General features: G+C 62.9%; 27 protein-coding genes. 14 read left to right on the forward strand and 13 right to left on the reverse strand.

The genetic code is table 11. The features are described from left to right. Window positions 1-205 precede the first annotated feature (205 nt). Complete coding sequence (locus FJ434_RS25725; protein WP_140752142.1) at window positions 206-1,390, forward strand: Gfo/Idh/MocA family oxidoreductase; 1,185 nt, start codon at window positions 206-208, stop codon at window positions 1,388-1,390. 31 nt (window positions 1,391-1,421) lie between these two features. On the opposite strand, the gene FJ434_RS25730 is transcribed toward FJ434_RS25725, so the two are convergent. From FJ434_RS25730 to FJ434_RS25740, 3 genes are all read right to left on the reverse strand, one after another. After that, the gene (locus FJ434_RS25730) at window positions 1,422-4,058 is read right to left on the reverse strand and encodes an EAL domain-containing protein (RefSeq protein WP_181166110.1); all 2,637 of its coding nucleotides are present in this window, start codon (window positions 4,056-4,058) and stop codon (window positions 1,422-1,424) included. 179 nt (window positions 4,059-4,237) lie between these two features. Further along, window positions 4,238-5,086: a class I SAM-dependent methyltransferase gene (locus tag FJ434_RS25735; RefSeq protein ID WP_246678399.1), complete on the reverse strand. Its 849-nt coding sequence runs from the start codon at window positions 5,084-5,086 to the stop codon at window positions 4,238-4,240. Window positions 5,087-5,363: 277 nt separating this feature from the next. Continuing rightward, entirely contained in the window at window positions 5,364-5,816 is a 453-nt protein-coding gene (locus tag FJ434_RS25740) for an NUDIX domain-containing protein (protein WP_140752146.1), read from the reverse strand. Window positions 5,817-5,998: 182 nt separating this feature from the next. Between FJ434_RS25740 and FJ434_RS25745 the strand changes: the two genes are divergently transcribed. After that, window positions 5,999-6,532, forward strand: coding sequence for a sterol desaturase family protein (locus tag FJ434_RS25745; RefSeq protein ID WP_027141435.1), 534 nt, complete (start codon window positions 5,999-6,001; stop codon window positions 6,530-6,532). Window positions 6,533-6,592: 60 nt separating this feature from the next. Here FJ434_RS25745 and FJ434_RS25750 read toward each other — a convergent pair whose 3' ends face one another. Further along, on the reverse strand, window positions 6,593-6,976 hold the full coding sequence (locus FJ434_RS25750; RefSeq protein WP_140752148.1) for a YkvA family protein: 384 nt from the start codon (window positions 6,974-6,976) through the stop codon (window positions 6,593-6,595). A 388-nt stretch (window positions 6,977-7,364) separates the two neighbouring features. On the opposite strand from FJ434_RS25750, the gene FJ434_RS25755 reads away from it, so the two are divergent. After that, the gene (locus FJ434_RS25755) at window positions 7,365-7,556 is read left to right on the forward strand and encodes a hypothetical protein (RefSeq protein ID WP_140752150.1); all 192 of its coding nucleotides are present in this window, start codon (window positions 7,365-7,367) and stop codon (window positions 7,554-7,556) included. Between the two features lie 255 nt (window positions 7,557-7,811). On the opposite strand, the gene dinB is transcribed toward FJ434_RS25755, so the two are convergent. Together dinB and FJ434_RS25765 are read right to left on the reverse strand one after the other, a co-directional pair. Beyond that, a complete protein-coding gene (gene dinB / locus FJ434_RS25760) occupies window positions 7,812-9,059 on the reverse strand; it encodes a DNA polymerase IV (RefSeq protein ID WP_140752152.1) in 1,248 nt (415 codons plus the stop codon). A gap of 114 nt (window positions 9,060-9,173) precedes the next feature. Further along, on the reverse strand, window positions 9,174-9,590 hold the full coding sequence (locus tag FJ434_RS25765; RefSeq protein ID WP_140752154.1) for a helix-turn-helix domain-containing protein: 417 nt from the start codon (window positions 9,588-9,590) through the stop codon (window positions 9,174-9,176). A gap of 110 nt (window positions 9,591-9,700) precedes the next feature. Between FJ434_RS25765 and FJ434_RS25770 the strand changes: the two genes are divergently transcribed. The 6 genes from FJ434_RS25770 to FJ434_RS25795 all read left to right on the forward strand — a co-directional run bounded on the left by FJ434_RS25770 (window position 9,701) and on the right by FJ434_RS25795 (window position 14,714). Continuing rightward, window positions 9,701-10,579 (forward strand): NmrA family NAD(P)-binding protein, encoded by an 879-nt coding sequence (locus FJ434_RS25770; protein ID WP_140752156.1) that lies wholly within the window; start codon window positions 9,701-9,703, stop codon window positions 10,577-10,579. Window positions 10,580-10,616: 37 nt separating this feature from the next. Next, window positions 10,617-11,204 (forward strand): dihydrofolate reductase family protein, encoded by a 588-nt coding sequence (locus FJ434_RS25775; protein WP_140752158.1) that lies wholly within the window; start codon window positions 10,617-10,619, stop codon window positions 11,202-11,204. Window positions 11,205-11,329: 125 nt separating this feature from the next. After that, a complete protein-coding gene (locus FJ434_RS25780; RefSeq protein WP_140752160.1) occupies window positions 11,330-12,205 on the forward strand; it encodes an SDR family oxidoreductase in 876 nt (291 codons plus the stop codon). A gap of 108 nt (window positions 12,206-12,313) precedes the next feature. After that, entirely contained in the window at window positions 12,314-13,252 is a 939-nt protein-coding gene (locus tag FJ434_RS25785) for an alpha/beta hydrolase (protein ID WP_140752162.1), read from the forward strand. Window positions 13,253-13,254: 2 nt separating this feature from the next. Further along, window positions 13,255-13,785: a dihydrofolate reductase family protein gene (locus FJ434_RS25790; RefSeq protein WP_140752164.1), complete on the forward strand. Its 531-nt coding sequence runs from the start codon at window positions 13,255-13,257 to the stop codon at window positions 13,783-13,785. Then, complete coding sequence (locus FJ434_RS25795) at window positions 13,782-14,714, forward strand: sigma-70 family RNA polymerase sigma factor (protein WP_140752166.1); 933 nt, start codon at window positions 13,782-13,784, stop codon at window positions 14,712-14,714. Before FJ434_RS25790 ends, FJ434_RS25795 begins: the two co-directional genes overlap by 4 nt. Before the next feature lie 78 nt (window positions 14,715-14,792). Here the strand turns inward: FJ434_RS25795 and FJ434_RS25800 are convergent, their stop codons facing one another. Then, window positions 14,793-15,707 (reverse strand): alpha/beta hydrolase, encoded by a 915-nt coding sequence (locus tag FJ434_RS25800; RefSeq protein WP_140752168.1) that lies wholly within the window; start codon window positions 15,705-15,707, stop codon window positions 14,793-14,795. Between the two features lie 121 nt (window positions 15,708-15,828). Here FJ434_RS25800 and FJ434_RS25805 point away from each other — a divergent pair, with 121 nt between their 5' ends. Continuing rightward, entirely contained in the window at window positions 15,829-16,761 is a 933-nt protein-coding gene (locus FJ434_RS25805; protein WP_140752170.1) for a LysR family transcriptional regulator, read from the forward strand. Here the strand turns inward: FJ434_RS25805 and FJ434_RS25810 are convergent. The 4 genes from FJ434_RS25810 to ada form a co-directional block, all read right to left on the reverse strand. Continuing rightward, window positions 16,739-17,482 (reverse strand): 2OG-Fe(II) oxygenase, encoded by a 744-nt coding sequence (locus FJ434_RS25810; protein WP_140713767.1) that lies wholly within the window; start codon window positions 17,480-17,482, stop codon window positions 16,739-16,741. The genes FJ434_RS25805 and FJ434_RS25810 overlap by 23 nt on opposite strands. Further along, window positions 17,479-18,030, reverse strand: a complete 552-nt coding sequence (locus FJ434_RS25815) for a methylated-DNA--[protein]-cysteine S-methyltransferase (RefSeq protein ID WP_140752172.1) — start codon at window positions 18,028-18,030, stop codon at window positions 17,479-17,481. Before FJ434_RS25815 ends, FJ434_RS25810 begins: the two co-directional genes overlap by 4 nt. 133 nt (window positions 18,031-18,163) lie before the next feature. Continuing rightward, a complete protein-coding gene (locus tag FJ434_RS25820) occupies window positions 18,164-18,391 on the reverse strand; it encodes a hypothetical protein (protein ID WP_140752174.1) in 228 nt (75 codons plus the stop codon). 13 nt (window positions 18,392-18,404) lie between these two features. Beyond that, the gene (gene ada / locus FJ434_RS25825) at window positions 18,405-19,502 is read right to left on the reverse strand and encodes a bifunctional DNA-binding transcriptional regulator/O6-methylguanine-DNA methyltransferase Ada (protein ID WP_140752176.1); all 1,098 of its coding nucleotides are present in this window, start codon (window positions 19,500-19,502) and stop codon (window positions 18,405-18,407) included. A gap of 159 nt (window positions 19,503-19,661) precedes the next feature. Here ada and FJ434_RS25830 point away from each other — a divergent pair, with 159 nt between their 5' ends. Both FJ434_RS25830 and FJ434_RS25835 read left to right on the forward strand, forming a co-directional pair. Further along, window positions 19,662-19,958 carry a type II toxin-antitoxin system HigB family toxin gene (locus tag FJ434_RS25830; protein ID WP_140713759.1) on the forward strand — a complete coding sequence of 99 codons (297 nt, stop codon included), beginning with the start codon at window positions 19,662-19,664 and terminating at the stop codon, window positions 19,956-19,958. Then, window positions 19,958-20,356: a type II toxin-antitoxin system HigA family antitoxin gene (locus FJ434_RS25835; protein ID WP_140752178.1), complete on the forward strand. Its 399-nt coding sequence runs from the start codon at window positions 19,958-19,960 to the stop codon at window positions 20,354-20,356. The genes FJ434_RS25830 and FJ434_RS25835 overlap by 1 nt, the downstream gene beginning before the upstream one ends. Window positions 20,357-20,492: 136 nt before the next feature. Here the strand turns inward: FJ434_RS25835 and FJ434_RS25840 are convergent, their stop codons facing one another. After that, window positions 20,493-21,185 (reverse strand): helix-turn-helix domain-containing protein, encoded by a 693-nt coding sequence (locus FJ434_RS25840; RefSeq protein ID WP_140713755.1) that lies wholly within the window; start codon window positions 21,183-21,185, stop codon window positions 20,493-20,495. Window positions 21,186-21,360: 175 nt separating this feature from the next. On the opposite strand from FJ434_RS25840, the gene FJ434_RS25845 reads away from it, so the two are divergent. Together FJ434_RS25845 and FJ434_RS25850 are read left to right on the forward strand one after the other, a co-directional pair. Then, window positions 21,361-21,687, forward strand: coding sequence for a DUF1330 domain-containing protein (locus FJ434_RS25845; protein ID WP_140713753.1), 327 nt, complete (start codon window positions 21,361-21,363; stop codon window positions 21,685-21,687). A gap of 115 nt (window positions 21,688-21,802) precedes the next feature. Continuing rightward, entirely contained in the window at window positions 21,803-22,339 is a 537-nt protein-coding gene (locus FJ434_RS25850; RefSeq protein WP_181166104.1) for a hypothetical protein, read from the forward strand. Window positions 22,340-22,466: 127 nt separating this feature from the next. On the opposite strand, the gene FJ434_RS25855 is transcribed toward FJ434_RS25850, so the two are convergent. Beyond that, a complete protein-coding gene (locus FJ434_RS25855) occupies window positions 22,467-23,537 on the reverse strand; it encodes a phosphatase PAP2 family protein (protein ID WP_140752180.1) in 1,071 nt (356 codons plus the stop codon). Window positions 23,538-23,846: the final 309 nt, after the last annotated feature.

The following is a 23,846-nucleotide window of genomic DNA, read 5'->3' on the forward strand; positions in this document are numbered from 1 at the left end:
GACGAGCCAACCGCCTTGTTCCCAAGGAACGCCTCGACAAAGCTCATCTGTCCCGTCCGCTTCACCGCCATCGCAAATCCCTCCGAGCAATAATCGAAGTGAATCACAATGCCAGAATTGCGCAACAGGCCCCATCAGGGGGAGATGTCCGGCAGGACAGAGGGCGGCGCCGTAGAACTCGACGGGATAGCCAGGAGGAGAAAACATGGTCTACGCAACATCGGATGGATCGACGCGCCAGCGTCTGCGGGTCGGCATGGTCGGCGGCGGCCGCAATGCCTTTATCGGCGCGGTGCACCGGCTGGCCATGCGCCTCGACGACCAGATCGTGCTGGTTGCCGGAGCGCTGTCGTCCGACCCGGACAACGCCGCCGCCTCGGCCGCCGAGATCGGCATCGCGCCGGAGCGCAGCTATGCCGATTACCGCGCCATGGCCAAGGCAGAGGCCGCGCGGCCGGATGGCATCGAGGCGGTCGTCATCGTCACGCCCAACCATCTGCACGCGCCGATCGCCACCGCCTTTCTCGAGGCCGGCATCGACGTGATCTGCGACAAGCCGCTGTCGACGACGCTCGGTGACGCCGAAGCCCTGGTGGCGCTGGCGCGCGCGAAAAAGCGCCGCTTCGTCGTCACGCTCAACAACACCGGCTACGCCATGGTGCGCCAGGCGCGCGAAATGGTGATGGCGGGCGAGCTTGGCCGGATCCTATCGGTGCATGGCGCTTATATCCAGGACTGGCTGACCAAGCCGATCGACGCCGACGGCCAGAAGCAGGCGGAGTGGCGCACGGATCCGGCAAGGGCAGGGCAGTCAGCGGTGCTGGCCGATATCGGCGTGCACGCCTTCAACCTGGCAAGCTTCATTTCCGGCCGCGAGGCCGAGACGGTGTCGGCCGACCTGTTCACCGCGGTGCCCGGACGCCGGCTGGACGACAATGCCCATGTGCTGGTGCGCTGGACCGACGGCGCGCGCGGCACGATTCTCGCCAGCCAGACATCGCCCGGCCACTACAACGATCTCTCCGTGCGCATCTATGGCGACAAAGCCGGGCTCGAATGGTCGGGCGCGCGGCCGGAGGAACTGCGCTTTTCCGCCCATGGCGAGGAAACCCGCACGCTGGTGCGCGGCGGCCATGGCTCGACGGCTGAATCCCGCCGCGTGTCGCGCATGCCGGCGGCACACCCGGAGGGCTATATCGAGGCCTTCGCCAATTTCTACCGCGACGCCGCCGACATCATCCGCGCCCACCGCTCGGGAGGCGCGGTCGATCCGGCGCGCGCGGCGCAGGTGCCCGACGTGATCGATGGCGCGCGCGGCGTGAAGTTCGTCGCCGCCGCGGTGGAGTCGAACGCGGCCGGCGGGGCGTGGACGGCGGCACGGTTCGGGTGAGGTCACTCCAAGCCTAGGACTTGGAACGGAATTAGCCGGCGACGGACAACCGACGAGATCGAACGAATCTTCTCAGTCCGTCGGAATCCAAGGGCTGCCCGAAGGCATAGCCTTGCAGAATGTCGCAGCCAAGCGCTTTAAGCAGACGGGCGTGCTCCATCGTCTCCACGCCCTCCGCTATGATCTCGATGCCGAGGGATTTGCCGATTTCGATGATCGAAGACACGACTTGCCTCTGCTGGGGCGAATTCACAATTGGATCGACCAACTGGCGGTCTATCTTCAGGCGGCGAGGTTGCAATTTGAGCAGACTGACGATTGAGGCGTAGCCGGTGCCGAAATCGTCGATTTCGATGTCGATGCCGAGTTGCTTGATCTGCTCGACGTTCCATGTGACCAGGTCATCGTTGTCGTCGAGGAAGATGGATTCGACGAGCTCAAAGGAGAACGTTCCCTTCCTGATGTTGAGATCTCGCAAACTCGCTATGAGTTGCTCATCGTGAAGGCGCCGTGCCGAAACGTTGACTGACATGCGCGGAACGCCAATCTTCTGCGCGGACCATGCTTCGAAATCCAAAAGCGATTGCTGGAGGATTTTCTGGTCTATTATCGAGACGACGTTCAGTTCTTCAGCGGTCTTCAGGAAAACGTCGGGTGTTAGAATGCCCTTCTCAGGGTGATTCCATCGCGCCAGCGCTTCAACTCCCACGATCTCCCGCGTCCTGGCGCTAAATTGAGGCTGGTAGAATACGATAAATTGATTTCGTTCGAGGCCGGCGAGAATTTCGTCGGCAATTCTCTTCGTGTTGACGATTTCGCTTTGCAATTCGCCGCTGAAGAATTCATGCCGGTTGCGGCCACGTCTCTTGGCCCGGTAGAGGGCGATATCGGCATTTACCAGCAGCTGTCTGGTATCGGCGCTCGTACCATCGTGGATTGCAATTCCGACGCTGACGCCAAAACGGCACTGGTGACCGTGGTAATAAACGGGCCTGCGCATCTCTTCGATAATGCGGTCCGCGAGCGCGGCCGCCTGGGCATCGTCATCGTCTATCGTGCAGAGCACGATGAATTCGTCTCCTCCAACCCGAGCGACGAAACCTCGATCGCCGACGTTGGACTTGAGAACGGATGCCGCATGCACCAGCATCGCGTCGCCCGCTGCGTGACCGAGCGTATCGTTGATGTGCTTGAAGCGGTCCAAATCGACGTGAAGCAGTGCGGCATGGCCGCCATTCAGCCTGGCCTTTGCCGCGTAATCATACAGTACCTGGTCCAGGTAGCGCCGATTGGGCAAATCCGTCAGCGCATCGTGCATGGCGACATGTTCCGTGCGCGCCTTGGCAACTTCGAGTTCCCCATTTTTCGACTCGGCCAGCTGTTTTGCGCGAACCAGATCGGTGTTCAGCATTACATCGGATGTCACGTCCCATTCGGCCCCCACCATTCGTGGCGAATTGTTCGCGGTCTCGTAAAACATCGCCCTGGACCGGACATGGCGAATTTCGCCGTCTGGACGAACAACCCGGTATTCCGATGAATATGTGCCTCGCCCGGTCACGGCACTTTCGAAGTCTGTAAGCGCCTGAGGCAGATCGTCGGGATGAATGGCCCCGGCCCAGTCGGAATATCCGCGCGGTCCGCCATCAGCCTCCCTGCCATATATCTCGTTGACGCGGTCGTCCCAAGCAAGATGGTTGGTTTGGAGGTCGTGTTCCCAAACGCCAATGGCCGAGGCCTCCAGGGCAAGTTCCAGCCGTCGCGACAGCCGATTCAGTTCCCAGTAGTTTCGCTGCCTTTCATTGATCAAGCGGCCCGCCGCGAGGAAGGGGATCAAAATCAGCGCCGCTGCCGCCGCCATGAGCGCCCGGAGCCGCCAGGCGTTGGCGGGCGTGGCGGGCCAACCGCCCTTGGGAATCGCAGCGATCTGCCAGGAGCCCGATGGAAAAAGAACGTCGGCTGTCACAGGATCGCTTTTGACAACCTGTTCGTCACCAAAGAACCGCATTCCTTTAGTGCCAAGGGCGTCATTGCCGATGAGGGCTATGTCGATCCCGAGCTCCTTGTCGAGAAGACCGCTTGCCTGGTAGAGGCGCTGCACGTCGACGACTGCGGAAACGATGCCCCAGAACCGTTCGGTGTTGCCCGCGCTTTTAACGAACACCGGAAATCGGCCGATGAAGGCCTGCCCTCCCTGCGCCAGATCGACCGGGCCGGCAAGAATGAGCTTGCGCTCATCGCGCGCACGCAACGCCGCCGCACGCTGCTGGTCGTTATTGCGGTAGTCGAGGCCGATAGCCTTCTCGTTGCCGGCCATCGGGTACATCAAGGAAATGACCAGGTCGGGCGCGCCGGCAATGTTGCGAAGCTGGGACTCTTCGTTGAACAGTCTGCTGGCAAGCTCAGTGAAACGTTGCTGTCCCATGTAGGGTTCGGTCGTGACTGCCGCGACCAGTCCTCGCGCCAGCTGAAGGTTGCCGTTGATGTTCCCTTCGAGGTTGGCGCGAACGACATTAACCTTGGCCAGGACGTCCGCGCGGGCGACCTGATCCGAAACGATCTTGTTTTGGTGGTCGGCGAGCGCCGCGCAAACGGCAATAACCACAACCGCGATCGCCACCGGAATCCTTGCCGGTGAAAAGACGCCCGCCTTAACGCGGGCGATCATACTGGCGAAAAAAGCCAATAAAGCGATGTTCCCTGTGCTTCTCAGGCCCTCTGGTCGAGCCTCATCAAGGGAATATTAGTTCGCAACAACTTAATTTTGACCTTCACAATCTTTAAAAATTTTCCGCCTTCGGAGGCTGCTGCGTGGAGAACGCACACCAGAACCTGCCAAATACGAAACTAGTGGCTGTCGAGCTTCTTCTTGACGATCCGATACGTCCCGACGCCGCGCTTGGTTGCCCCGATTGAATAGGCCATCGGAATCTTGGGAGCGTTTTCGGGAAGGCCGTACATATCCTTGCCGGCCCTTACCGCGAATGAAAAGTGCTGCCAGGAAACAGTGTCGTGCTCATTGAGGAAATCAAGCGTCAGGCCCGCAGCGATCAAGGCGTTCACCACGTCGCTGATCGGATGAATCCATTCATAATAGCTGGGATGCTTCAAGGTGCGCTCATCGCCGGTGTAGGTTCGCTTCTCGTTCCAGGCGAGCGGTCGCGCTACAGGCGTTCGCCAATCGTCCTTCAATTCGAGCGCAGCAGCCTTGCGATTACACTGGAACATCAAGGGATGGCCTTCGGCCATATAGAGCCGGCCGCCGGGACGCAGAAGATCGGCAACCACCCGGGCCCAACGGAAGACATCGTCAAGCCAGTTCACCGATCCCCAGGTAACGTAGACGATGTCATAGGTCCGGTCGAGCGCTTCGACAGCCTCGTATAGTGGCGCTTCCACGAAGCGAACGTCGCTGCCCGCCTTGGAGGCGAAAACTCGCGCCGCGGCTATCGCCCTTGGTGAAAAGTCCAGGCCGGTCACACTGCCCGCGCCGAGATTCCTGAGGCTGATCGTGTCGAGCCCGATGTGGCACTGCAGATGGACGATGTCCTTGCCGAAGAAGTCACCGATCTCGCGCGTTTCCAGCTCATAGAGATTGGATCCACCAGCCAGCACGTTCTCGATACGATAGCTGCCGGTTCTGTCGGTCGCGTGCAGTTCGGCCCGATCGTCCCAATTCAGGAGGTTCGTATCCATGAACGGTTCCAAACTGTCCCCCGATCTCAGCCGCGGCATGGTAAACAGCTGGTTAACGCAGATTGCAGTGGGCGGGCGTGCACGTCAATCCCAGCGCCTTGCGATGTGTCGCAACTGGCAGGGTAACTGGCGCGGTCATCGCAGATGCGGTGCCCGGTGCCACTTCCGCCGGTACGTATCGCGCATGCCGATGGCGCACTGGGACGGGGCGACGAAGTTTGAGGACGGCAGCCAATCTCCCGCTCCTAGGGGTGGTTGGCAGCTTATCGCGACCGCATCAGGCCGCCCCTAACTGCCCTGCCAGATCCGTCAGCATCGGGCGCTGGCCCTTCAGGATCTTCACCTCGGCTTCGGCCAACGTGAACCAACCGGCTCTGTCGACCTCCGGGTATTCCTTCATCCTTCCGGACCTCGGCGGCCATTCCATGGTGAAGGTGTTGCTCTTCATAGTGGCCACATCGATGTCGGCCTCGACGGACCAGGCCATGACGATCTTGCCACCCGGTTGCCGGTAGTCGCCAAGGCGCGCGAAGAGGCCTTCGACCTTTATACCGAGCTCTTCCTCGGCCTCGCGTCGTGCCGCCGCCAGTTCGTCCTCACCCTCGTCGACAAGGCCCTTCGGGATCGACCAGGCGCCATCGTCCTTCTTCGCCCAGAACGGGCCGCCGGGATGGACCAGCAGCACCTCGCCGCGGCGATGGATCAGCAGGCCCGCGCTGCGTTTTGCCATGTTTGCACGTCCGTTTGCGGCACTGGTGCGAAGCCGGCCGATCCTGCGTTGATCATTGCCGACCTTGCACCGGGAAATTGCGACGCTATGTCAGGCGCATCTGCATTGCACCTCATGCGCGAGTCCGGCAATCTGATAGCATCGTTTTTGGGGCGGGGTCGAAAGTCAGGTGAGGCGTCTGAATGCAGCTGGGTCTGATCGGCTACTACAGCGACTTCGTGGTCTATCCCTTGGTGATCGCCATATTGGGCGTGGCCGGGCTGATCGAGGCCGGAGAGGAAAGCGCGCCGGATTGGATCGGCACGGCGCTGATCTGCCTTGGCCTTTGGACGCTGATCGAATACGTCCTGCACCGGTTCGTGCTGCACCACGTCCCCTGGATCCGGGACCTGCACGACCGCCACCATGTCGAGGAGCGCAGCCCGGTGGGCACGCCCACCTGGCTCAGCCTCGGCGTCCATGCGCTGGTGGCGTTCCTGCCTGTCTGGATGGTCTCGGATTTCGCGACCGCCAGCGCGGTGAGCTGCGGGTTGATGCTGGGCTACCTCTGGTACATCAGCGTCCACCACATGATCCATCACTGGCATCCGGCCCATGCGAGCTATCTCTATACGCTCAAGCGCCGCCACGCGGTGCACCACCATATCGACGATAACGCCAATTTCGGCGTGACGTCGATATTCTGGGACCGGATTTTCGGCACCGCGCGGCTTTGACGTGGGTCTTTCGACAGGCCACCAACATCATTTGTGGTCCGGGCGGTCGAGCGATGAAATCTAGGCCGAGCGATCCCGCCAGAATAACCAGATGAGCGCGGCGGCCATCAGAATCCAAATTCCGAGGATGAATGCGAGACCGCCGCGGCTGGTCGGTTTGGATCGGCGAATGGCCTCCGCGCGAAACTCCGCCATCAAATCGGCGGGGATCAACTTCACCGCAAGCAGGATCCCAAGTGGTACGATGATCAGGTCGTCCAAATATCCGAGTACGGGAATGAAATCGGGTATCAGATCGATAGGACTGAGCGCGTAGGCGGCGACCGCGCCGGCGGCAACTTTGGCGTACCAGGGAACGCGAGGATCGCGGGCGGCCAGCCACAGGGCTACCACATCGCGCTTGACGGCCCTCGCCCATTGCTTTGCCTTGTCAAGGATAGTCACACGGCAACTCTCTTTTTGTAGGACCCCAAACCGTAAGGCGTCTCTGCTCCTTACAGCATGTCGCGGCGAATAGGATTCGCCCGACCTGCCACAAGATTCTGATTTTATGCTTGTCGTTATCCCGGAACCGAGGACACTTCCGGGTGACATGCATTGCTTCGATCATTGCAAGGATGTCCGCGATCCGCAAACTGAGCCGCCACCCAATTTCGGGTAGTGGGTCAGTTTGAAAATTCAGACGCTCGCGGAGCCTCAGACTTCAGTCCCATGGAATTGACTCGTTTCTGACTTTTTCTGGGTGTATCTTTTCCATGTCGTCCGCACCGAGTAGAGCCAAGCGGACGGGTGGGAGCGGCTATCGTGCTTTCGCCCTATGAGGGAGGCAGGCATGTTGCCATACGGAGTGGCGGATTCCGCCGATCTGGAAGCTCTTGCGAACGTTTTCAACGGCTACTGCGCCAAGCATCGAATTGTCAGAGAGGACGAGCGCGAACAGGTCGCGATCAAGATCATGTGCCTTTTCAAGCGTGGCATCATTGACCCTGACCGGTTATCGGCGGAACTTGAAAGGGTAGGCTAGACTAGGCAGCACTCGCCTTACTGGGCGTCCGGCCGGCAAATCCTGTGTCACCTCGCTGACCCACTACCCAATTTCGCGTCTTCTTGACAAGCCGTCCCTGCCGGATGTTACGCTGCTTGGGCTTGGGGAGTTGCCGTGAAGAAGACATATCAAAGCCGGTGCTGGTGAAGCGCGAATTGCTGTCGGCCGTGACCGCCGCCGCGCCAGTTGGTTCCGGACCCGGAAGGTAGCGGCGAGGGGCTGAGGCTCCTTCGCTCACAGTTCCTTTTCAGCCAACTCCCTGAATTCGTCGGGCACCGAGCGAGCCGCTTCCAGTGCCACCGTGCCGTAGCCGACCGCCTGTTTGCCGAAGCGCTCGCGGATCTTGTCGATGGCGCGGTCGGCGCCGAAGCGCGCCAGGCCTTTTTGGCTGCCCGGGCGGCGCTTCTCGTCGGCGAGGCCGAGCGGCAGGTCGAGCTGCAGTTCGGCGCTTTCCTCCAGGTGCGAGACCGAGATCGCCAGCAGCGAGATCGTTTTCTCCCGGGGATGCTCGGCGAGCACGCCGCGCACCAAATCCCCTGCGATCTCGGCCAGCATGGCGGTCGCCGAGATCGGCTGTTCCAGAGTGATCGAGCGCGTGACGGCGCTGAGATCGGCAAAGCGCACGCGCACCGTCACCGTGCGGCCGGGGCGGTTCTTGGCGCGCAGCCGGCTGGCGACGCGGTCGGCCAGATGCAGCAGTGTCGGCACGATCACCCGCGCCACGGCCGGCTTTTGCCCGAGCGCCGATTGCGCGCCGGCCGAGCGCGCCCGGCGCTTCGTCTCCAGCTTGCGCGGATCCCGGTTCCAGGAGAGAGCCGCGAGCTTTTCGCCGGCGGCGGGGCCAAGCAGCCGGGTCAGTGCGCCGCTGTGGGTCCTGGCCAACTCGCCGATCGTCTCGACGCCGATCTCGGCCAGCCGCGCCCTGGTCGCCGGTCCGACACCCCACATCAGGCCGACCGGCAAATCATGCAGGAAGGCAAGTTCGGTGCCGGGATCGACCACCACCAGCCCGTCGGGCTTGGCAACCTGCGAGGCGATCTTGGCCAGATGCTTGGTGCGCGCCACGCCGATCGAGATCGGCAGGCCGAGTTCGGCGCGCACCCGGCGGCGGATCACGGTCGCGATCTCCCTGGGAGAGCCGAACAGGTGTGTGCAGCCGGCGACATCGGCGAAGGCCTCGTCGATGGAGATGCGCTCGACGACTGGCGTGAAATCGTCGAGCACCTTGATCGCCGCGTCGCCCAGCCGCTGGTAGTGGCTGAAATTGCCGCCGACGAAGATCAATTGCGGGCAAAGCTCGCGCGCCTTGCGCCCCGGCATGCCGCCGCGCACCCCAAAAGCGCGCGCTTCGTAAGAGGCGGCGAGCACAACACCATCACCGACCGCGATCGGCTTGCCACGCAATGTCGGGTCGAGCAACTGCTCGACCGAGGCATAGAAGGCGTCGAGATCGGCATGCAGGATGGTGGCCGTCGTTTCCATCCTGTTCCGCTCATCCGCGATTGCTGATAGACTGAAACAAATAGAGAACAAATGCAGATCGTTGTCAATGCGGGGCCGTAGGATGCGTCCTTCTTCTACAGGGAGGAGAAAGGCCTAGACAATATGCTCCGCCCGCAGCGCTGCCTTCATCCGTTCCAGCGCCGGCTCGCCCCCGGCCGCCAGTTCTTCTGCGATGCGGGCAAGTTGACCGTCGGCCTTGCGGTGCCTGCTGCCCCACGCGCCAAGCGTGGCCAGCACCGGCAAGAGGTCGATGCCGGCCTCGGTCAGCCGGTAGATCGCCTTCAGCCCGTGGCTGGGATCGTCGCTGCGGGTGAGAATGCCTTCGTCCTGCAGCGTCTGCAGCCGCTCGGCCAACGTGCGCGAGGAGATGCCTTCATCGGATTGCAGGAACTCGCGAAAATGCCTTTTGCCGGCGAAGACCAGGTCGCGGATGATGAGCAGCGTCCAGCGGTCGCCGAGCAGTTCCAGCGACAGGCTGATCGGGCAGCCGGATCGTTCACGCGTCGACATGTCTATGGTTCCGTTTTTATATCACTTTACTATTGACATCGTTCTTTCCGTCAGTCAAATGCTTCCAAAAGTAAATCGTTAGGTCGCAACTTGGCCAGCAGGAGGACGTCATGAGCCAGGCCGTCGGGAAAATCAGCACACCAAGAACCGTCGTGGTCGTCGGAGCCACCAACGAGGTTGGCAAGGCAGTCGCCCAGGTCCTGACCGGGCGGGGGCATATTGTGCGCGGCGTGGCGCGCGGCCTGGGTGTCGCGCTTGACGATAGCGACGCGCTCGCCTCCGCCTTTTCCGGTGCCGACAGCGCCTATGTAATGATTCCGTTCGACGTCACGGCGCCGGATCTTCATCGCTTCGAAGATGAAGTCGGCGCGCGGCTGGCGGCGGCGATCGCGAAGTCAGGCGTGCGCCGCGTCGTGCTGCTCAGCGGCCTCAACGCCCATCTCAGGATGGGAACTTCGCTCGGCGCCGTCTTGATGGAGGAACGGCTGGCGGCGCTCGGCCTCGACGAACTGGTGTTTTTGCGCGCCTCGTTCTTCATGGAGAATTTCGCCAAGGGCATGGGCTTTGTCCAGCAGGCCGCTTCGGGCATCTTCATGACGCCGTTTCGGGGCGATCTGCCGATCCCTTTGATTGCCGCCAGCGATGTCGGCCAGCGCGTCGCCGCCCTGCTGGACGCCACGCGTTTTCCAAGCGAGCGGATCATCGAATTGCATGGCGGCGGCTATTATACGTTCGAGCAGGCCACCGCGATCCTGGGCAGCGCGATGGGGAGGCAGGTCACTTACAAGGCGGCTCCATTCACCGAGGCGCGCGCCGGGATGATCGCCAACGGCCTGTCACCGAGCTTTGCCGATGCGCTCGGCGAAACTGCGGCGAGTTTCAACAAGGGCGAACGATGGGCGCTTGAAGCACCGTCAATCCGCAACGCCACGCCGACCACTTTCGAGAGTTGGGCACAAGCCTTTGCCCGTTCGCAAAGCGCGGCGTGATCCTTCCTGCCTGGAATCCGGAAACGAGGAGAACCCGATGAAAAAGCTGATCCTTCAGATGCAGATGTCGGTCGACGGTTTCGTCGGCGGCGATGCCGACCATCCCTGGCAACTCTGGGGATGGGGCGACGACAATGGCTGGGACGCCGAGCTGAAACAGGATTTCAACGCCGTGTTCGCCGGCATCGACACCATCCTTTTCAGCCGCAAGATGGCCGAGGAGGGTTATCTCACCCATTGGGGCAATGCGGCGAGGAAATATCCGGCCGATCCGTTCTATGCCTTCGCCCGGCGCATCGTCGACGCGCGCAAAGTGGTGCCGAGCGACAGGCTCGGAGCCTCGCGTTGGGAGCGCACGACAGTGGTGAGCGGCGACCTGCCGCGAGAGGTCAACGCGCTGAAGGCGGGCGACGGCGGCGACATGGCCGTCTTCGGCGGCGCCGGGTTTGCGTCGGCGCTGATCGCGGCCGGGCTGGTCGACGAGTTCCAGCTGTTCGTCAATCCTGCCGTGCTGGGCGCCGGCCGTCGCATCTTCGACCAAGGTGGGTTCCGGAACCTGCGGCTGCTCGGCTCGAAGGCCTATGCCTGCGGCATGGTGGTCAGCCGCTATGCGCCGGCAGGCTGATCGGCGCATAGCGGCTCGCGCCGACAAAAAAGACGTTTGGCCGGAATCCTTTGCCCGCTTCTCTTCGTCTTCAAGGTGCGGTCGTCGCAAGGGCGGCCCCATCAATCTGAATGGAGAGACAGACCATGATCCTGGTGACAGGCGCCACCGGCCTGAACGGCAAGGCAATCGTGCGCGAATTCGCGCGGCAGAAGCATCAAGTGAGGGCGCTGGTTCGCGATCTGGACCGGGCATCGGCGGCGGGGCTCGGCGGACTTGCCGGCATCGACCTGATCGAGGGCGATATGCGCCGGGCGGACACGCTTGGTGCCGCACTTAATGGCATCGATCGCGTGCTGATGATTTCGACCGCGGCCGAAGACATGGTCGAGACGCAGTGTCGTTTCATCGACGCCTGCGGGCAGGCCGGCGTCGCGCATGTGGTGAAGTTTTCCGGCGCCGAATCCAACATCGGCTACGACGCGACGAAGTTCCGCTTCACGCGCATGCATGAGGAAATCGAGCGCTATCTCGAAGCGGCCGGGATGGCGTGGACCCACCTTCGCCCCAGCCAGTTCATGCAGGTCTATTTGCGCGACGCGCCGACCATCGCCACCGAAGGCGCCTTCTATCTGGCGCTTGGCGACACCGAACTGTCGCCGGTCGATGTCGAGGATATCGCCAAGGTCGCCGTCCGGCTGCTGTGCGACGGTGGCCACGAAGGAGAGAGCCTCGACATGACCGGACCCGAGGCGCTGACGATGAGCGACATCGCGGCGCGGATATCGCAGGCGATCGGCAAGCCGGTCCGCTACGTCGATATCAGCCCGCGGGAGCGCCGGCGCAATCTGCTGGCCGCCGGTGTCCCCGCCGACTTCGCCGACGCACTGGACGAGCAATTGGCGGAGCGGCTTCGCCGGCCGAAATCGCGTGTGCATCTGGCGACGCATGAGATGTTCGGCGTGCGGCCGAGGCCGTTCGTCGAATTCGCCCGGCGGTATGCCGCAATGTTTGGAGGCTGAGTGCGTCCGCAAAAAAGCACCCACCGTCACGTATCCTTTTTGTCTGCCCGTACGTCTCTGCCTTCCGAAGGTCGCGTCTTCCGCGATCCGCAACCCGAGGAGAATATCATGGCGAGCATCGAGAGCGAGGCAAACAGGAACCATTACGCTGTTATGGCGGCCAATGCGGGCAAGCTGACCAGCCCGCAGGCGATCATCGACCACAACGATATCCACTGGACGGCGCTGACCGGCGAGCCGCGCGGCGTCGACTATATCGAGATCGATGCCGGCGGCGTGCCGGCGATGTGGGTCGTGCCGAAAGGCGCCGACGAGCAGCGGGTGCTGTTTTATGCGCATGGCGGCGGCTTCATCGGCGGCTCGATCTACACCCACCGCAAGCTGGTCGGCCATCTCGCCAAGGCCGTCGGCTGCCGGGCGCTGCTCTACGACTATCCGCTGGCGCATCAAGCCAAGCATCCGGCCCAGCTCGAGGCCGCGATATCGGCCTGGAACTGGCTCGTCGACCAGGGCTTCGACCCCGGGCGGATCGTGATCGCCGGCGACTCCTGCGGCGCGGTGCTGACCTATGGCGTCCTGCAGCGGCTGCGTGCGCAGGGGCGGCCGCTGCCCGTCGCCACGCTGGTCATCTCCGGCTGGTTCGACATGGCGCTGACCGCCGCCAGCTATCAGACCAACCGCGAAAAAGATCCGGCCTTCGCCAAGGAAGCCGTCGACTGGCTGGCGGCCAATTTCATCGGCGATGCCGATCGGCGCGATCCCGAGGTCAGCCCGCTCTACGCCGATCTCTCCGGCTTTCCACCCGTCTTCCTGCAGGCCGGCGCCGACGAGACGCTGGTCGACGAAAGCCGCATGTTCGCCGAGCGGGCAAGGCAGGCGGGGGTCGAGACGCGGCTCGACGTGTTCGACGGCATGCTGCACTCCTTCCAGATGATGGCCGGGCGGGCGCCGGAGGCCAACGAGGCCATTGCCCGCTTCGCCGCCTGGGTACGGCCGAGACTGGGGCTGCCGGCTGCCGGTGAGAAGACCCGCGAAAAGGCGGCGTGAGCATGCGACGGCTGATCGTGTCGAGTTTCGTCTCGCTGGACGGCGTCATCGAGGGGCCCATGACATGGGCCTCGCCGTTCTTCGTCGGAGAGAATGTGGACCACGCCTTGCAGGCGCTTTCGAACGTCGAGTTCTTCCTGCTTGGCCGCGCCACCTACGAGATGTTCTTCGCGCGCTGGCCCGGGATCAAGGGTCCCTACATGGACCGCATCAACGGCCTGAAGAAGCTGGTCGCCTCGACGACGCTGAAGACGGTGTCGTGGAATGCCACGCTCATCAACGGCGACGTCGCCGAGGCGCTCGCGGCGCTGAAACGCCAGCCGGGCGGCGACATCCTGAAATATGGCGTGTCGCAGCTCGACCGCACCTTGCTTTCCGCGGGGCTGGTGGACGAGTATCATCTGTCGATCGTGCCGACATTGGTGGGGCACGGCAAGCGCGCCTTCGACGATGTTGGTTCCATCAACCTCGATCTTGTCGGCACGCATCGTTTCGACAACGGTGTGGTGACTCTGATCTATGTGCCGCGATGAACCAGCAAATCCGCAAATCCCTCGACACGACGCAAGGCATGCGGGCCTGGCCTGAGCCCGACCGCGTGTTCGACCTGCGCTATGCCGCGTTCCTGGAGACGGTTTCGCATCTGCGGGCCAGGCTGCATCGCTATTGCGCGCGCATGACCGGCTCGGCGCTGGATGGCGAGGACATCATGCAGGAGGCGCTGTTCGAGGCCTATCGCAAGATCGAGCTGCTCGACGACGCGCAGGCGCTACGGCCGTGGCTTTTCCGCATCGCGCACAACCGCTGCATCGACTTCATCCGCAATCGCCGCACGCGGCACGCGGCCGAAGCCTTCTATGCCGGCGACGACATCGTGCTGCCGGTCGAGCCGGCCGGTCCGGGGGCCGGCCGCGCCATCGAGCGGCTGGTCGTGCATCTGCCACCGAAGGAGCGCGCCTGCGTGCTGCTCAAGGATGTCTTCGACCATTCGCTGGAGGAGATCGCCGACCTCGTCGGTTCGACATCGGGCGGCGTCAAGTCGGCGCTCAATCGCGGCCGCGCCAAGCTCGCCGCCCTGCCAGCGCAACCGGTCGCGGCGCCGCCACACGATCCTGAACTGGAGCGGCTGCTCGACCGCTATGTCGCGCTCTTCAATGCCAGGGACTGGGACGGCGTGCGGGCGCTGACCAGCGCCGATGCGCGCCTGCAGGTTTCGGACTGCTACAGTGGCCTGCTCTCGGCCTCGCCCTATTTCGTCGAATATGAGCGCAGCGAGCTGCCCTGGCGCATCCGGCCGGGCGCGTTCGAAGGGGAGATCGTGCTGGTCGTCGACAGGCAATATGGCGAGGTCTGGCGGCAGGCATATCTGGTGCGGATCGGCGCCACGGGCGGGGTAATCGACAGCATCAGCGACTACTATGCCTGCCCGTGGATCCTGGAGATGGCAAACGCGGAGGGGTAATGGATCTATCCTGGTCTCCTCGCCGGTATCGTTTCCCTGCCTACTTCACCGAGTTCGGTGGTCGCCGAAGCCGTGCTGTTACTTGGCGAGGAAATCCGTGACCAGCTTGACCGTGGCGTCGGGGTTTTCTTCCATGATCCAGTGGCCGGAGGCCGGCACAATCCCGCCCGTCACATTGGTCGCCACAAGCCGGAGAACATCGGCCTGAGTCGTACCGGCCGACTTTTCCCCGCCAACCGCGAGGACCGGCATGGTCAGCTTGCCGCCCGTGGTGAGCATCGCCTGATTGTCGATCGCATCCTGGTCGAATGCCTTGAACTGCTCGAAGGCGTCGTGCATGGCATGCGGCCGGGCGTAGAGCTTGGCGTAGTGGGCGCGCGTCGCCTCGTCGATCTTCTTGGGATCGGCCGACAGCTCATTGTAGAAGCGGTCGAGATAGATGCGCTCGCGGCCCGCGACCAGCCGTTCCATGTCGGGGCCGCGGAAGTTGAAGTGCCACAGAAGTGGGCTTTGCTTGATCTTCTCCCAGTCGCCAATACCGGGCAACGGCGCGTCGATCACCACCCATTTGGTGATGCGCTTCGGATACTGGGCGACAAGCGCGTAGCCGACCATATTGCCGATGTCGTGCGTCACCAGATCGGCCTTGTCGATCTTCAGCGCGTCCATCACGCCGGCGATGTCGACGGCTTGGTTCTTCTTGGTGTAGCCATCGTCGGGGTGCGCCGAAAGGCCCATGCCGCGCAGGTCCGGCACGATCACCGTGTGGTCTTTCATCAACTTTATCGCTGCCGCTCCCCACATGTCTCCCGTATCCGCAAAACCGTGCAGTAGCACGACCGCAGGGCCCTTTCCGCCGACGCGGACATGCAGGCTGGTGCCGTTGGTCTCTATCGTCCGCGCCTTGAAACCGGCAGGAAAGGGGACCACGCGAGCCGATGCTGGAACACTCATTGCCAACAGACCAAGGACGATGACCAAACGACGAAACATACTGTACTCCCGACGAGATTTTGTTTGTGGCCGCCATATCGCGGCTTCGCCAACTATGACACCATGTCCTTGATTTCGTTAGGCGACGGTCGCCTGATTGTGAATTCGGGAAAGCCGAACAATGCTGAAGCTCGAATCCGCCGCCGCCTTCGTCGCCGTCGCGGAATCCGGTTCGATCACCGAAGCGGCTCGGCGCATGGCGCTGTCGAAATCGGTCGTCAGCGAGCGGCTGTCGGAACTTGAGCGCAGCCTCGGCACGAAGCTGCTCGACCGCACGACGCGCAAATTGTCCATCACCGAGGCGGGGCGCGGTTTTTACGAACGCGCCAAGCGCATCATGCAGGAAGTGGCCGATGCCAGCGCTGAAATCGCCGAGCGCCGGGGCGAACTTGCCGGTCCGCTCAGGATAGCGGCGCCGACCAGTTTCGGCATCCTGCATCTCGGCCCGGCGCTGTATGGCTTCCTGGCCAAGCATCCGGGGATCGAACTGACGCTGGATCTCGACGACCGCTTCGTCAGCATAGTGGCCGATGGCTATGACGCTATCCTGCGTCACGGGCCGGTCGTCGATGACGGACCTGTCATCATCAAGAAACTGGCTTCCAGCCGCCGCTCTCTGGTGGCTTCGCCGGACTATCTCGAGCGGTTCGGACGGCCCGGGACGATCGAGGACCTGAAACGGCACAAGGGCATCATCTATTCCATCCGAGGTGCCGCCGACTGGCGGTTCAAGATTTCGCGGCGGCTGGTGACGATCCGCCCGGAGACCGCGCTGCGCGTCAACAATGGGATTTTGATGCGCGACGCCGCGCTTGCCGGCCTGGGCCTGGCGCTGCTCCCCGCCTACTTCACCCGCACCGAGATCGCCGACAAGCGATTGACGGTCGTCGATGTGGGTGCGGAGCCTGAAGGAGCCACCATCTATATCGCCTGGCCCGAGGATCGGCGCGGATCCGCCAAACTGCGCGCGCTTACCGCATGGCTGCGCGACGCTTTCGGCGATCCCCCCTATTGGGAGCAAGAGCCGGCGCTCATTTCGCATCGTGAAAAATGATGCCGACCGTGTGGCGCATGCCTGAGCGCAGGCGGCTGACGCCGTGGCGCAGGTTGACGCGGTAATTGCCTTTCGTGCCCTGCACCGGCCGGTTGTGGACCGCGAAAGCCACGGCATCGCCCTGGCGCAAGGGCACCACTTCGACCCGGCTCTGCATGCGCGGCCGCTGTTCGGTCAGCGCGAATTCGCCGCCGGTGAAATCCTCGCCGGGCTCGGAAAGCAGGATCGCCACCTGCAGCGGGAAGGCGAGGTCGCCGTAGAGGTCCTGGTGCAGGCAGTTGAAGTCGCCGGGCACATATTGCAGCAAGAGCGGCGTCGGCCTGACCTGACCGGCGGCATGGCACTGTTCGAGAAACGCTGCATGCGTGCTGGGGTAGCGCATGGCGATCCCCATGCGCTCGTTCCACCGGTTGGCGACCTCGGCCAGCCTCGGATAGAGCGCGCCGCGCAGGCCGCCGATGAGATCGGGCAAGGGATAGCGGAAATAGCGGTATTCGCCCTTGCCGAAGCCATGCCTGGCCATGTGAATGTGGCTGCGGAAATGCTGCTCCTGGGGGTAGAGGCCGGCGAGCTGCCGGCACTCTTGCGGGGACAGCAGCTTTTCCATCACCGCGCAGCCGAAGCCGTCGAGCTCGGCCGTGAGTGCCGGCCAGTCATAGGCGGTCATGCGTGTCTCGGCGGCTTCGACCAGCGATGGTGCAACCCTGGCGTCGGCGTTCATATCGCGGCCTCCCTTTCCAGCAAGGCGCGCTTGCGTTCGATCCCCCAGCGGTAGCCGGACAGCGAGCCGTCGGCGCGCAGCACGCGGTGGCAGGGAATGCCGAGCGCTATGGCGTTGGCGGCACAGGCCGCCGCCACGGCGCGGGCGCCGTCCGGCATGCCGAGGCGCCGGGCAAGGGCGGTGTAGGTGGTGGTGGCGCCGCACGGGATCGTGCGCAGCACCGCCCACACGCGCTGCTGGAAGGGCGTGCCGTGACGCATGTCGAGCGGCAGATCGAGACCGGCGCCGGGCGTTTCGATAAAGCGAATTGTCGCCGCGAGATCGTCGCGCAAGCCGGCCTCGTCTTCGAGCAGCACCCTGCCGGGGAAGCGGTCGGCGAGGTCCCGTTCCAGCGTAATGGTGTCGAAACCGATCAGGATGGCGCAGACGCCCACGGGGCTGCGCGCTACGAGGATGTTTCCAAGCGCGCACTGGCCGATGGCATAGGTGATGGTGTCGAGGGCTACGCCGGCGGCTGTCGCCGGCATATGGGTTTGCATGTGGTTCATTGCCTTCACTCCTTGTTGTGCCTGAACCCTAGCGATCTGGCCGCTGCCGCTCACTCCGATGCTTGCTTTCAAATTGAAGTCTCAGCTCACGAGCGCTCACCACGACCGCCGAGTTCTATGGCGCTAAGTGTATCTAAGCGACACGCGTGACGGACAGTTCGCCGAGCACGAACACTTCGCCTGATATCAACCGCAGCTCGAACTCACCGCTCGCCGTGCGGCCCCACTCGGCCTTGCCATCCTCGACCAGCTCTCCCATGGCGGCCATCACCAGCGTCTTCGCGTCCTCTCTACTGACGGCAGCGCCGTTAGCGATCTGGCTGTTCGCACCGGTGGTGGAAGACCTGGCCGTCGCGCGCATTGCCGAATCCTCGTCAAGCCCGCGAAGGCCGGCCGGCTTCGCGGTCGAGCAGCGCGCGTTTGCGCTCCGCGCCCCAGGCATAGCCCGACAGGGCGCCGTTCTTCCTGATCACGCGGTGGCAGGGAATAGCGACCGCAAGGGTGTTGGCCGCACAAGCGGCGGCGATGGCGCGGGTCGCCTTCGGCGCGCCGATACGCCGCGCGATCTCGGCGTAGGAGACGGTGCGGCCGGCCGGGATGTCCCGCAAGGCCTGCCAGACGCGCTGCTGGAACGCGGTGCCGCGCATGTCGAGCGGCAGGTCGAGACCGAGCGCCGGCGCCTCGACGAAGCCGACGACGCGGGCGACGAGCGCCTCGTAGTCGCTGTCGCCGCCGACCAGCCGTGCCTTGGGGAAACGGTCCTGCAGGTCGCGCACCAGCGCGTCGGGATCCTGGCCAAGCAGGATCGAGGCGACGCCGTTGCGGCTCGAGGCGACCAGGATGGTGCCCAGTGACGTTTCGCCGACGGCGAAACGGATCTCCTCATTGGCGCCGCCGGCACGGTAGCGCGTCGGCGTCATGCCGAGCATGCCGGTCGATTTTTCGTAGAAACGCCCGGACGAATTGAAGCCGGCATCGTAGATCGCCGATGTCACGCTGGCGCCATCTTCCAGGCCCTGGCGGACCCGGGCGGCACGCTGGGCCGCTGCATAGTCTTTCGGCGTCAGCCCGGTGACTGCCTTGAAAACGCGGTGGAAATAGCCGGGGCTGCGGCCGGCGGCATCAGCCAGTTCGGCGAGCGACGGTTCCGCCTCGCTCGCCTCGATCCTGCGGCAGGCATCGGCGACCATCGCGGCGTTGGCGGCCTCGAGCGAAGGGCCGTCCGGATTGCAGCGCCGGCATGGGCGAAAGCCTGTCGCCTTCGCCGCCTGTAAAGTGTCGTGCAATTGGACGTTGGCGGGGTTGGCGCGCCGCGACGGACAGGACGGCCGGCAATAGACGCCGGTCGTCGCCACCGAATACCAGAATGCGCCGTCGGCCGACTTGTCGCGTGCCACGATGCGCGCCCAGCGCGGATCGTGGGCCACCGGCAGCGGCGCGGGTTGCAGATGTTTGGCCAGGGTGATGAACATAGTCCATTGAAGCCGCCAAAAGCCGGCCTCGCCACCCGTTTCCTGACAACTGCCGGAGGGGCAGCGTGATTGAGGTCAAAATGTCGTATCTAGGCGCAGCTCTTCCCAAATTGGGAATTTCCCTTGTTCCCGATTTGGGAATTCGCTATATTGGGAGCCGTGCAAATCATCGCCAAGAAAGCGCTGAAGGACTTTTGGGCCAAGCACCATCAGGCCGAAGCGCCTTTGACAGCCTGGTATATTGCTGTCGGAAGTGCCGATTGGAAGACTCCGGCCGACATCAAGGATGCATTCGGAACGACCGTCGATTTCGTGGGGGACAACCGCGTCATTTTTGACATTGGCGGCAACAAGTACCGGTTGATCGTCCACGTCGCCTACAAATTTCACCGGGTCCTGATCAAATTCGTCGGGACACATAAAGAGTATGACAAAATTGATCCGGAGAAGGTGTGATGGAGAACATCCGACCTGTTAAGACCAAAGCCGATTACGATTGGGCGATCGCCGAAATCACCAAATACTTCGAGAATGAGCCGGAGATCGGCTCACCCGACGGTGATCGCTTCGACGTTCTCGCAACTCTGATCGAGGCTTATGAGGATAAGCACTATCCAATTCAAGCACCCGATCCCGTGGAAGCCATTCATTCGCACATGCAATTGTTCAACCTGCCGCGAAAGGCTTTGGCCGAGGTGATCGGATCGTCGCCTCGGGCGACCGAGGTGCTGAACAGAAAGCGCCCCCTTACCCTCGACATGATCTTCAAACTGAACAAGGAATGGAACATTCCCGCCGAAATTCTCGTGCAACCCTATCACCTCGCAAATGAAAGGGGCGGCAAGCGCGCCTAAAGCGCGTCGCGGCGAAACAGATGCATGCGACGCGCTTTAGGTCTTTGTTTTTATGCATGTCGTTGTCCCAAAACCGAGGTCAGTTTTGGGCGACCTGATAGGCCTTCTCCCACGCGCTTGCCGGCAGCACCGGCTCCTACGCCGCGCGTTTGGGCTCCACCGCGAACGGGCTGAGCCCGAGCCAGGTCTGCATCTTCCTGCCGATGGCCTGGTCGCCGGTCAGGACGACCTTCGCGCCGGCCTTTTCGACGGTGAGCACTCCCATCCAGATCGCCGTCATCGTGTGCAGGTCGGTCGAGACATAGAGATCGACGTCGAAGCCCGGATCGTACCAGCACAGGTCGACTTCACCGTGCTTTTCGACGATCAGCCACCAGGAGCGTTTGGAGGCGGGGAGTTCCTGATACAGGAATTGTATCACCGTGCGTCCCTCGGGCAGCGGCGAGGGGTTCAGGTTGCGCCGCATGTCCCACATCAGCAGCGACGGATCGAGGTTCTTCAGGGACAGCCTGGATTCGACCCATTTCTGGCCCCAGAAGCCCATCGCCTCGACGACCGGACGCAGATCGCGGCCGGCCTCGGTCAGCCGGTAGTCGAAAATCCCTTTTTCTCCCTGGACCTCCTTGCGCTCGACGATCCCCGCCAGCTCAAGCTCCTTCAGCCGTTGCGACAGAAGGGTCGGCGACATTTTCGGCACGCCGCGGCGCAGGTCGTTGAAGCGGGTCGACCCCGCCACGAGCTCGCGCATCAGCACCATCGTCCAGCGGGTGCACAGCACCTCGGCGGCCATCGATAGCGGGCAGAACTGTTTGTATCCGTGCTGGGTCATGGCTGTGCCTCTCCCTCGAACCTTGGGAGAACATTAGCCCTTCGCGATTGAGGCGGCGAGTACAGAAACTGTACCGGCCCAGTACAGATCGCGGACTGGCTGGCGTGGGCCTTGCCATGCGAGCCCTTTGGCCGGTGCACGGGATATCCCTGTGCGCCGCAACCAGGAGACCACAATGACTGCTTACGTTATCGCCGACATCAAGATGAGAGATCCGAAATGGGTGCCGGCCTATGCGGCCTCGGTGCACGACCTCGTCCACAAGCATGGCGGCAAATATCTGTCGCGCAGCGGCAATGTGAAGACGCTCGAAGGCAAGCCGCTCGACACCACGCTGATCGCCCTGATGGCGTTCCCGTCGGAAGCGGCGGCGCGCGCCTTCACCAACGATCCGGCCTATGCCCCTTTCGTTTCGGCCCGTCAGGACGGCAGCGACAGCCGTTTCCAGCTGATCGACGACACCGATCTGGCCGGAACGATCCCGTATCTGCCGAAGGGATGACCGGCATTCGCCGCGTCGTTTTCGGGATCTCCAAGCAGCAACAGACACGGCGCTTGCCCGTCGCGCCGCCGTATTGCCGGCGGCCGGCCAGCCGTGCTTTTTCAACAGGAATGGAATGGATATGAAATCAAACTTTCGCAACGGGCTTCTCATGGCGGGGGCCATGCTGGCCGTCTGCACGACCTTTGCCCAGGCGCATCAGGAGGCGGCGGCGGGCGCGCCGGATGCCAGTCCGCTGGCCGAGAAGGTGCGAGCCGCCAACAGCCGGTTTCTCGACGTCAACGCTGCGACGGCGGAAGGCTATGCGCCTATTCCCTGCGCCAGCGGCATCACCGGCGGCGCCATGGGCATCCACTATGTCAATGGCGGGTATCTGAAGGACGACAAGATCGACATCGCCCGTCCCGAAGCGGTGATGTACGAGCCGATGGTCGACGGCACGCTGAAGCTGGTGGCGGTCGAATACATCGCCGCGAAGGGGCCGGCTTCGCTCGAGGGACAGCTGTTCAACTTCAACAGCGCGCCCAACCGCTATGGCCTGGGTGAATTCTACGAGCTGCATGTCTGGGCCTGGAAAGGCAACCCGACCGGCACGTTCGCCGACATGAACCCGAAAGTGTCATGCGAGCACGCGATGGCGCCGAGCCAGTAACCGGCACGGCCAGGCGGCGCCAATGCCGCCTGGCCGTTTGTCCGAAAGTTCCTGTCGACCCTATGAAATCAGCGATGCGGGCGTAGCAGACGGCTCTTGCTGCCTTGGACGAAGCCAGACAGGCTGATCATCGCGATGCCGTTTCGGGCAGCGGCAGTTCCATCCCGGCGCTGTCCCGGCTCGCCCGCGGCAGAACGAAACGTCCGGCCAGGTACCACAGCACGGACACGACAAGGACGGAAAGGTAGCCGTCCACGGCATAGTGCCAGCCGGTATAGACCGAACCGAACAGGATAAATGCCGCGAAGGACCAGCTGGCAAACGCCCACCGGCGACCGAAACCGCTCAGAAAGAACGCGTTGAGCGTGGCGAAGGCGACATGCATGCTTGGCATGGCGGAAATGCCGCCGCCAAGTTCCGGCCGTTTGCTTTCGAAGGCGGCAAGCAGATAATTGGCATAGGTATGAACCGGCGCGGCATAGCTGTTGTGCGCCAGAGCATCCCGCAACGCGCCAAATCGGTCGCCGCCATAGAACTGGTCGTGGAATATCGGACCCGTGGACGACAACAGCGTGGCCAGGACCGTGCCGCACACGATCGTGGTCAGCGCCAGCGCCCAGAGATAGCGCAGACGCCCTGCCGGGTTGTTCCAGAAGGCGACGAACAGCAAAGTGCCGAACCATTGCACGTGCCAACCGTATCCGTAGCCGAAGAAAACGACGGCCGAGACGGATTCGGGAACGACGCTGTGCGCCCATGCCCAGGGGGCGGCGCCATGCAACCCAAGATCAAGTTCCGCCAGCATGCCGTCGGCGTAGAATGGCACGAAGTCCGGGATGGAGATCTTGAAGGTGGTGAAGGCTGTGATACCGAGAAAGAACAGCAGGATCACCGGTGCGGCGCCCAGCCAGCGCTGCCTGATCGTGTCGAGCATGAACCTGGTTGGGTTTTGCCTGGAGAATGTCAGCGCCACCAGGCCGAGGCCAGCAGCAAACAGCGCGGGCAGGAAGAAAGCGAACGGCTGGACGTAGGATTGGGCCAGGTGCAGGTACCGGTCCGGCGCGACGCAAAGCGCGGCCAGGGCGTAGGCCAGGCACATGGCCGTCAGCAGCCAGCCGCTCCTGGTTGTCGCGATGTCCAGGTCAGGAACGGCAAGGGTGCGGCCATCGCCGTCCCTGTGCCCGGTGTACGCACTCATCGAAGACATCCCGCCAGCTGCCCAAGTTTTCCGAATCTTGTCTATAACGCGAAGTATTACTGCCCGGTTACACCTTGGAGGAAGGCTCTTTCAAGTATCTGACGGATATGATTCTTCCATTTTCCTCAAGGAATTGTTCACGAAGACGTCGATGAAATGCGGCAGTGTCGATGATTGCCTGTTCCGCCGGAAACGCTGCCGCGCCTCCGCCGCGGTCGAAGAGGGCATCGTTTGTCTGACATTCCGACCCCTCCGCTGCCCGGTAACTGTTTCTTCTCTGGTTTTGCCGCAGATTGCGGGTGGGGTGGA

The organism is Mesorhizobium sp. B2-5-13 (genome assembly GCF_006440535.1).
Classification (GTDB): Bacteria; Pseudomonadota; Alphaproteobacteria; order Rhizobiales; family Rhizobiaceae; genus Mesorhizobium; species Mesorhizobium salmacidum.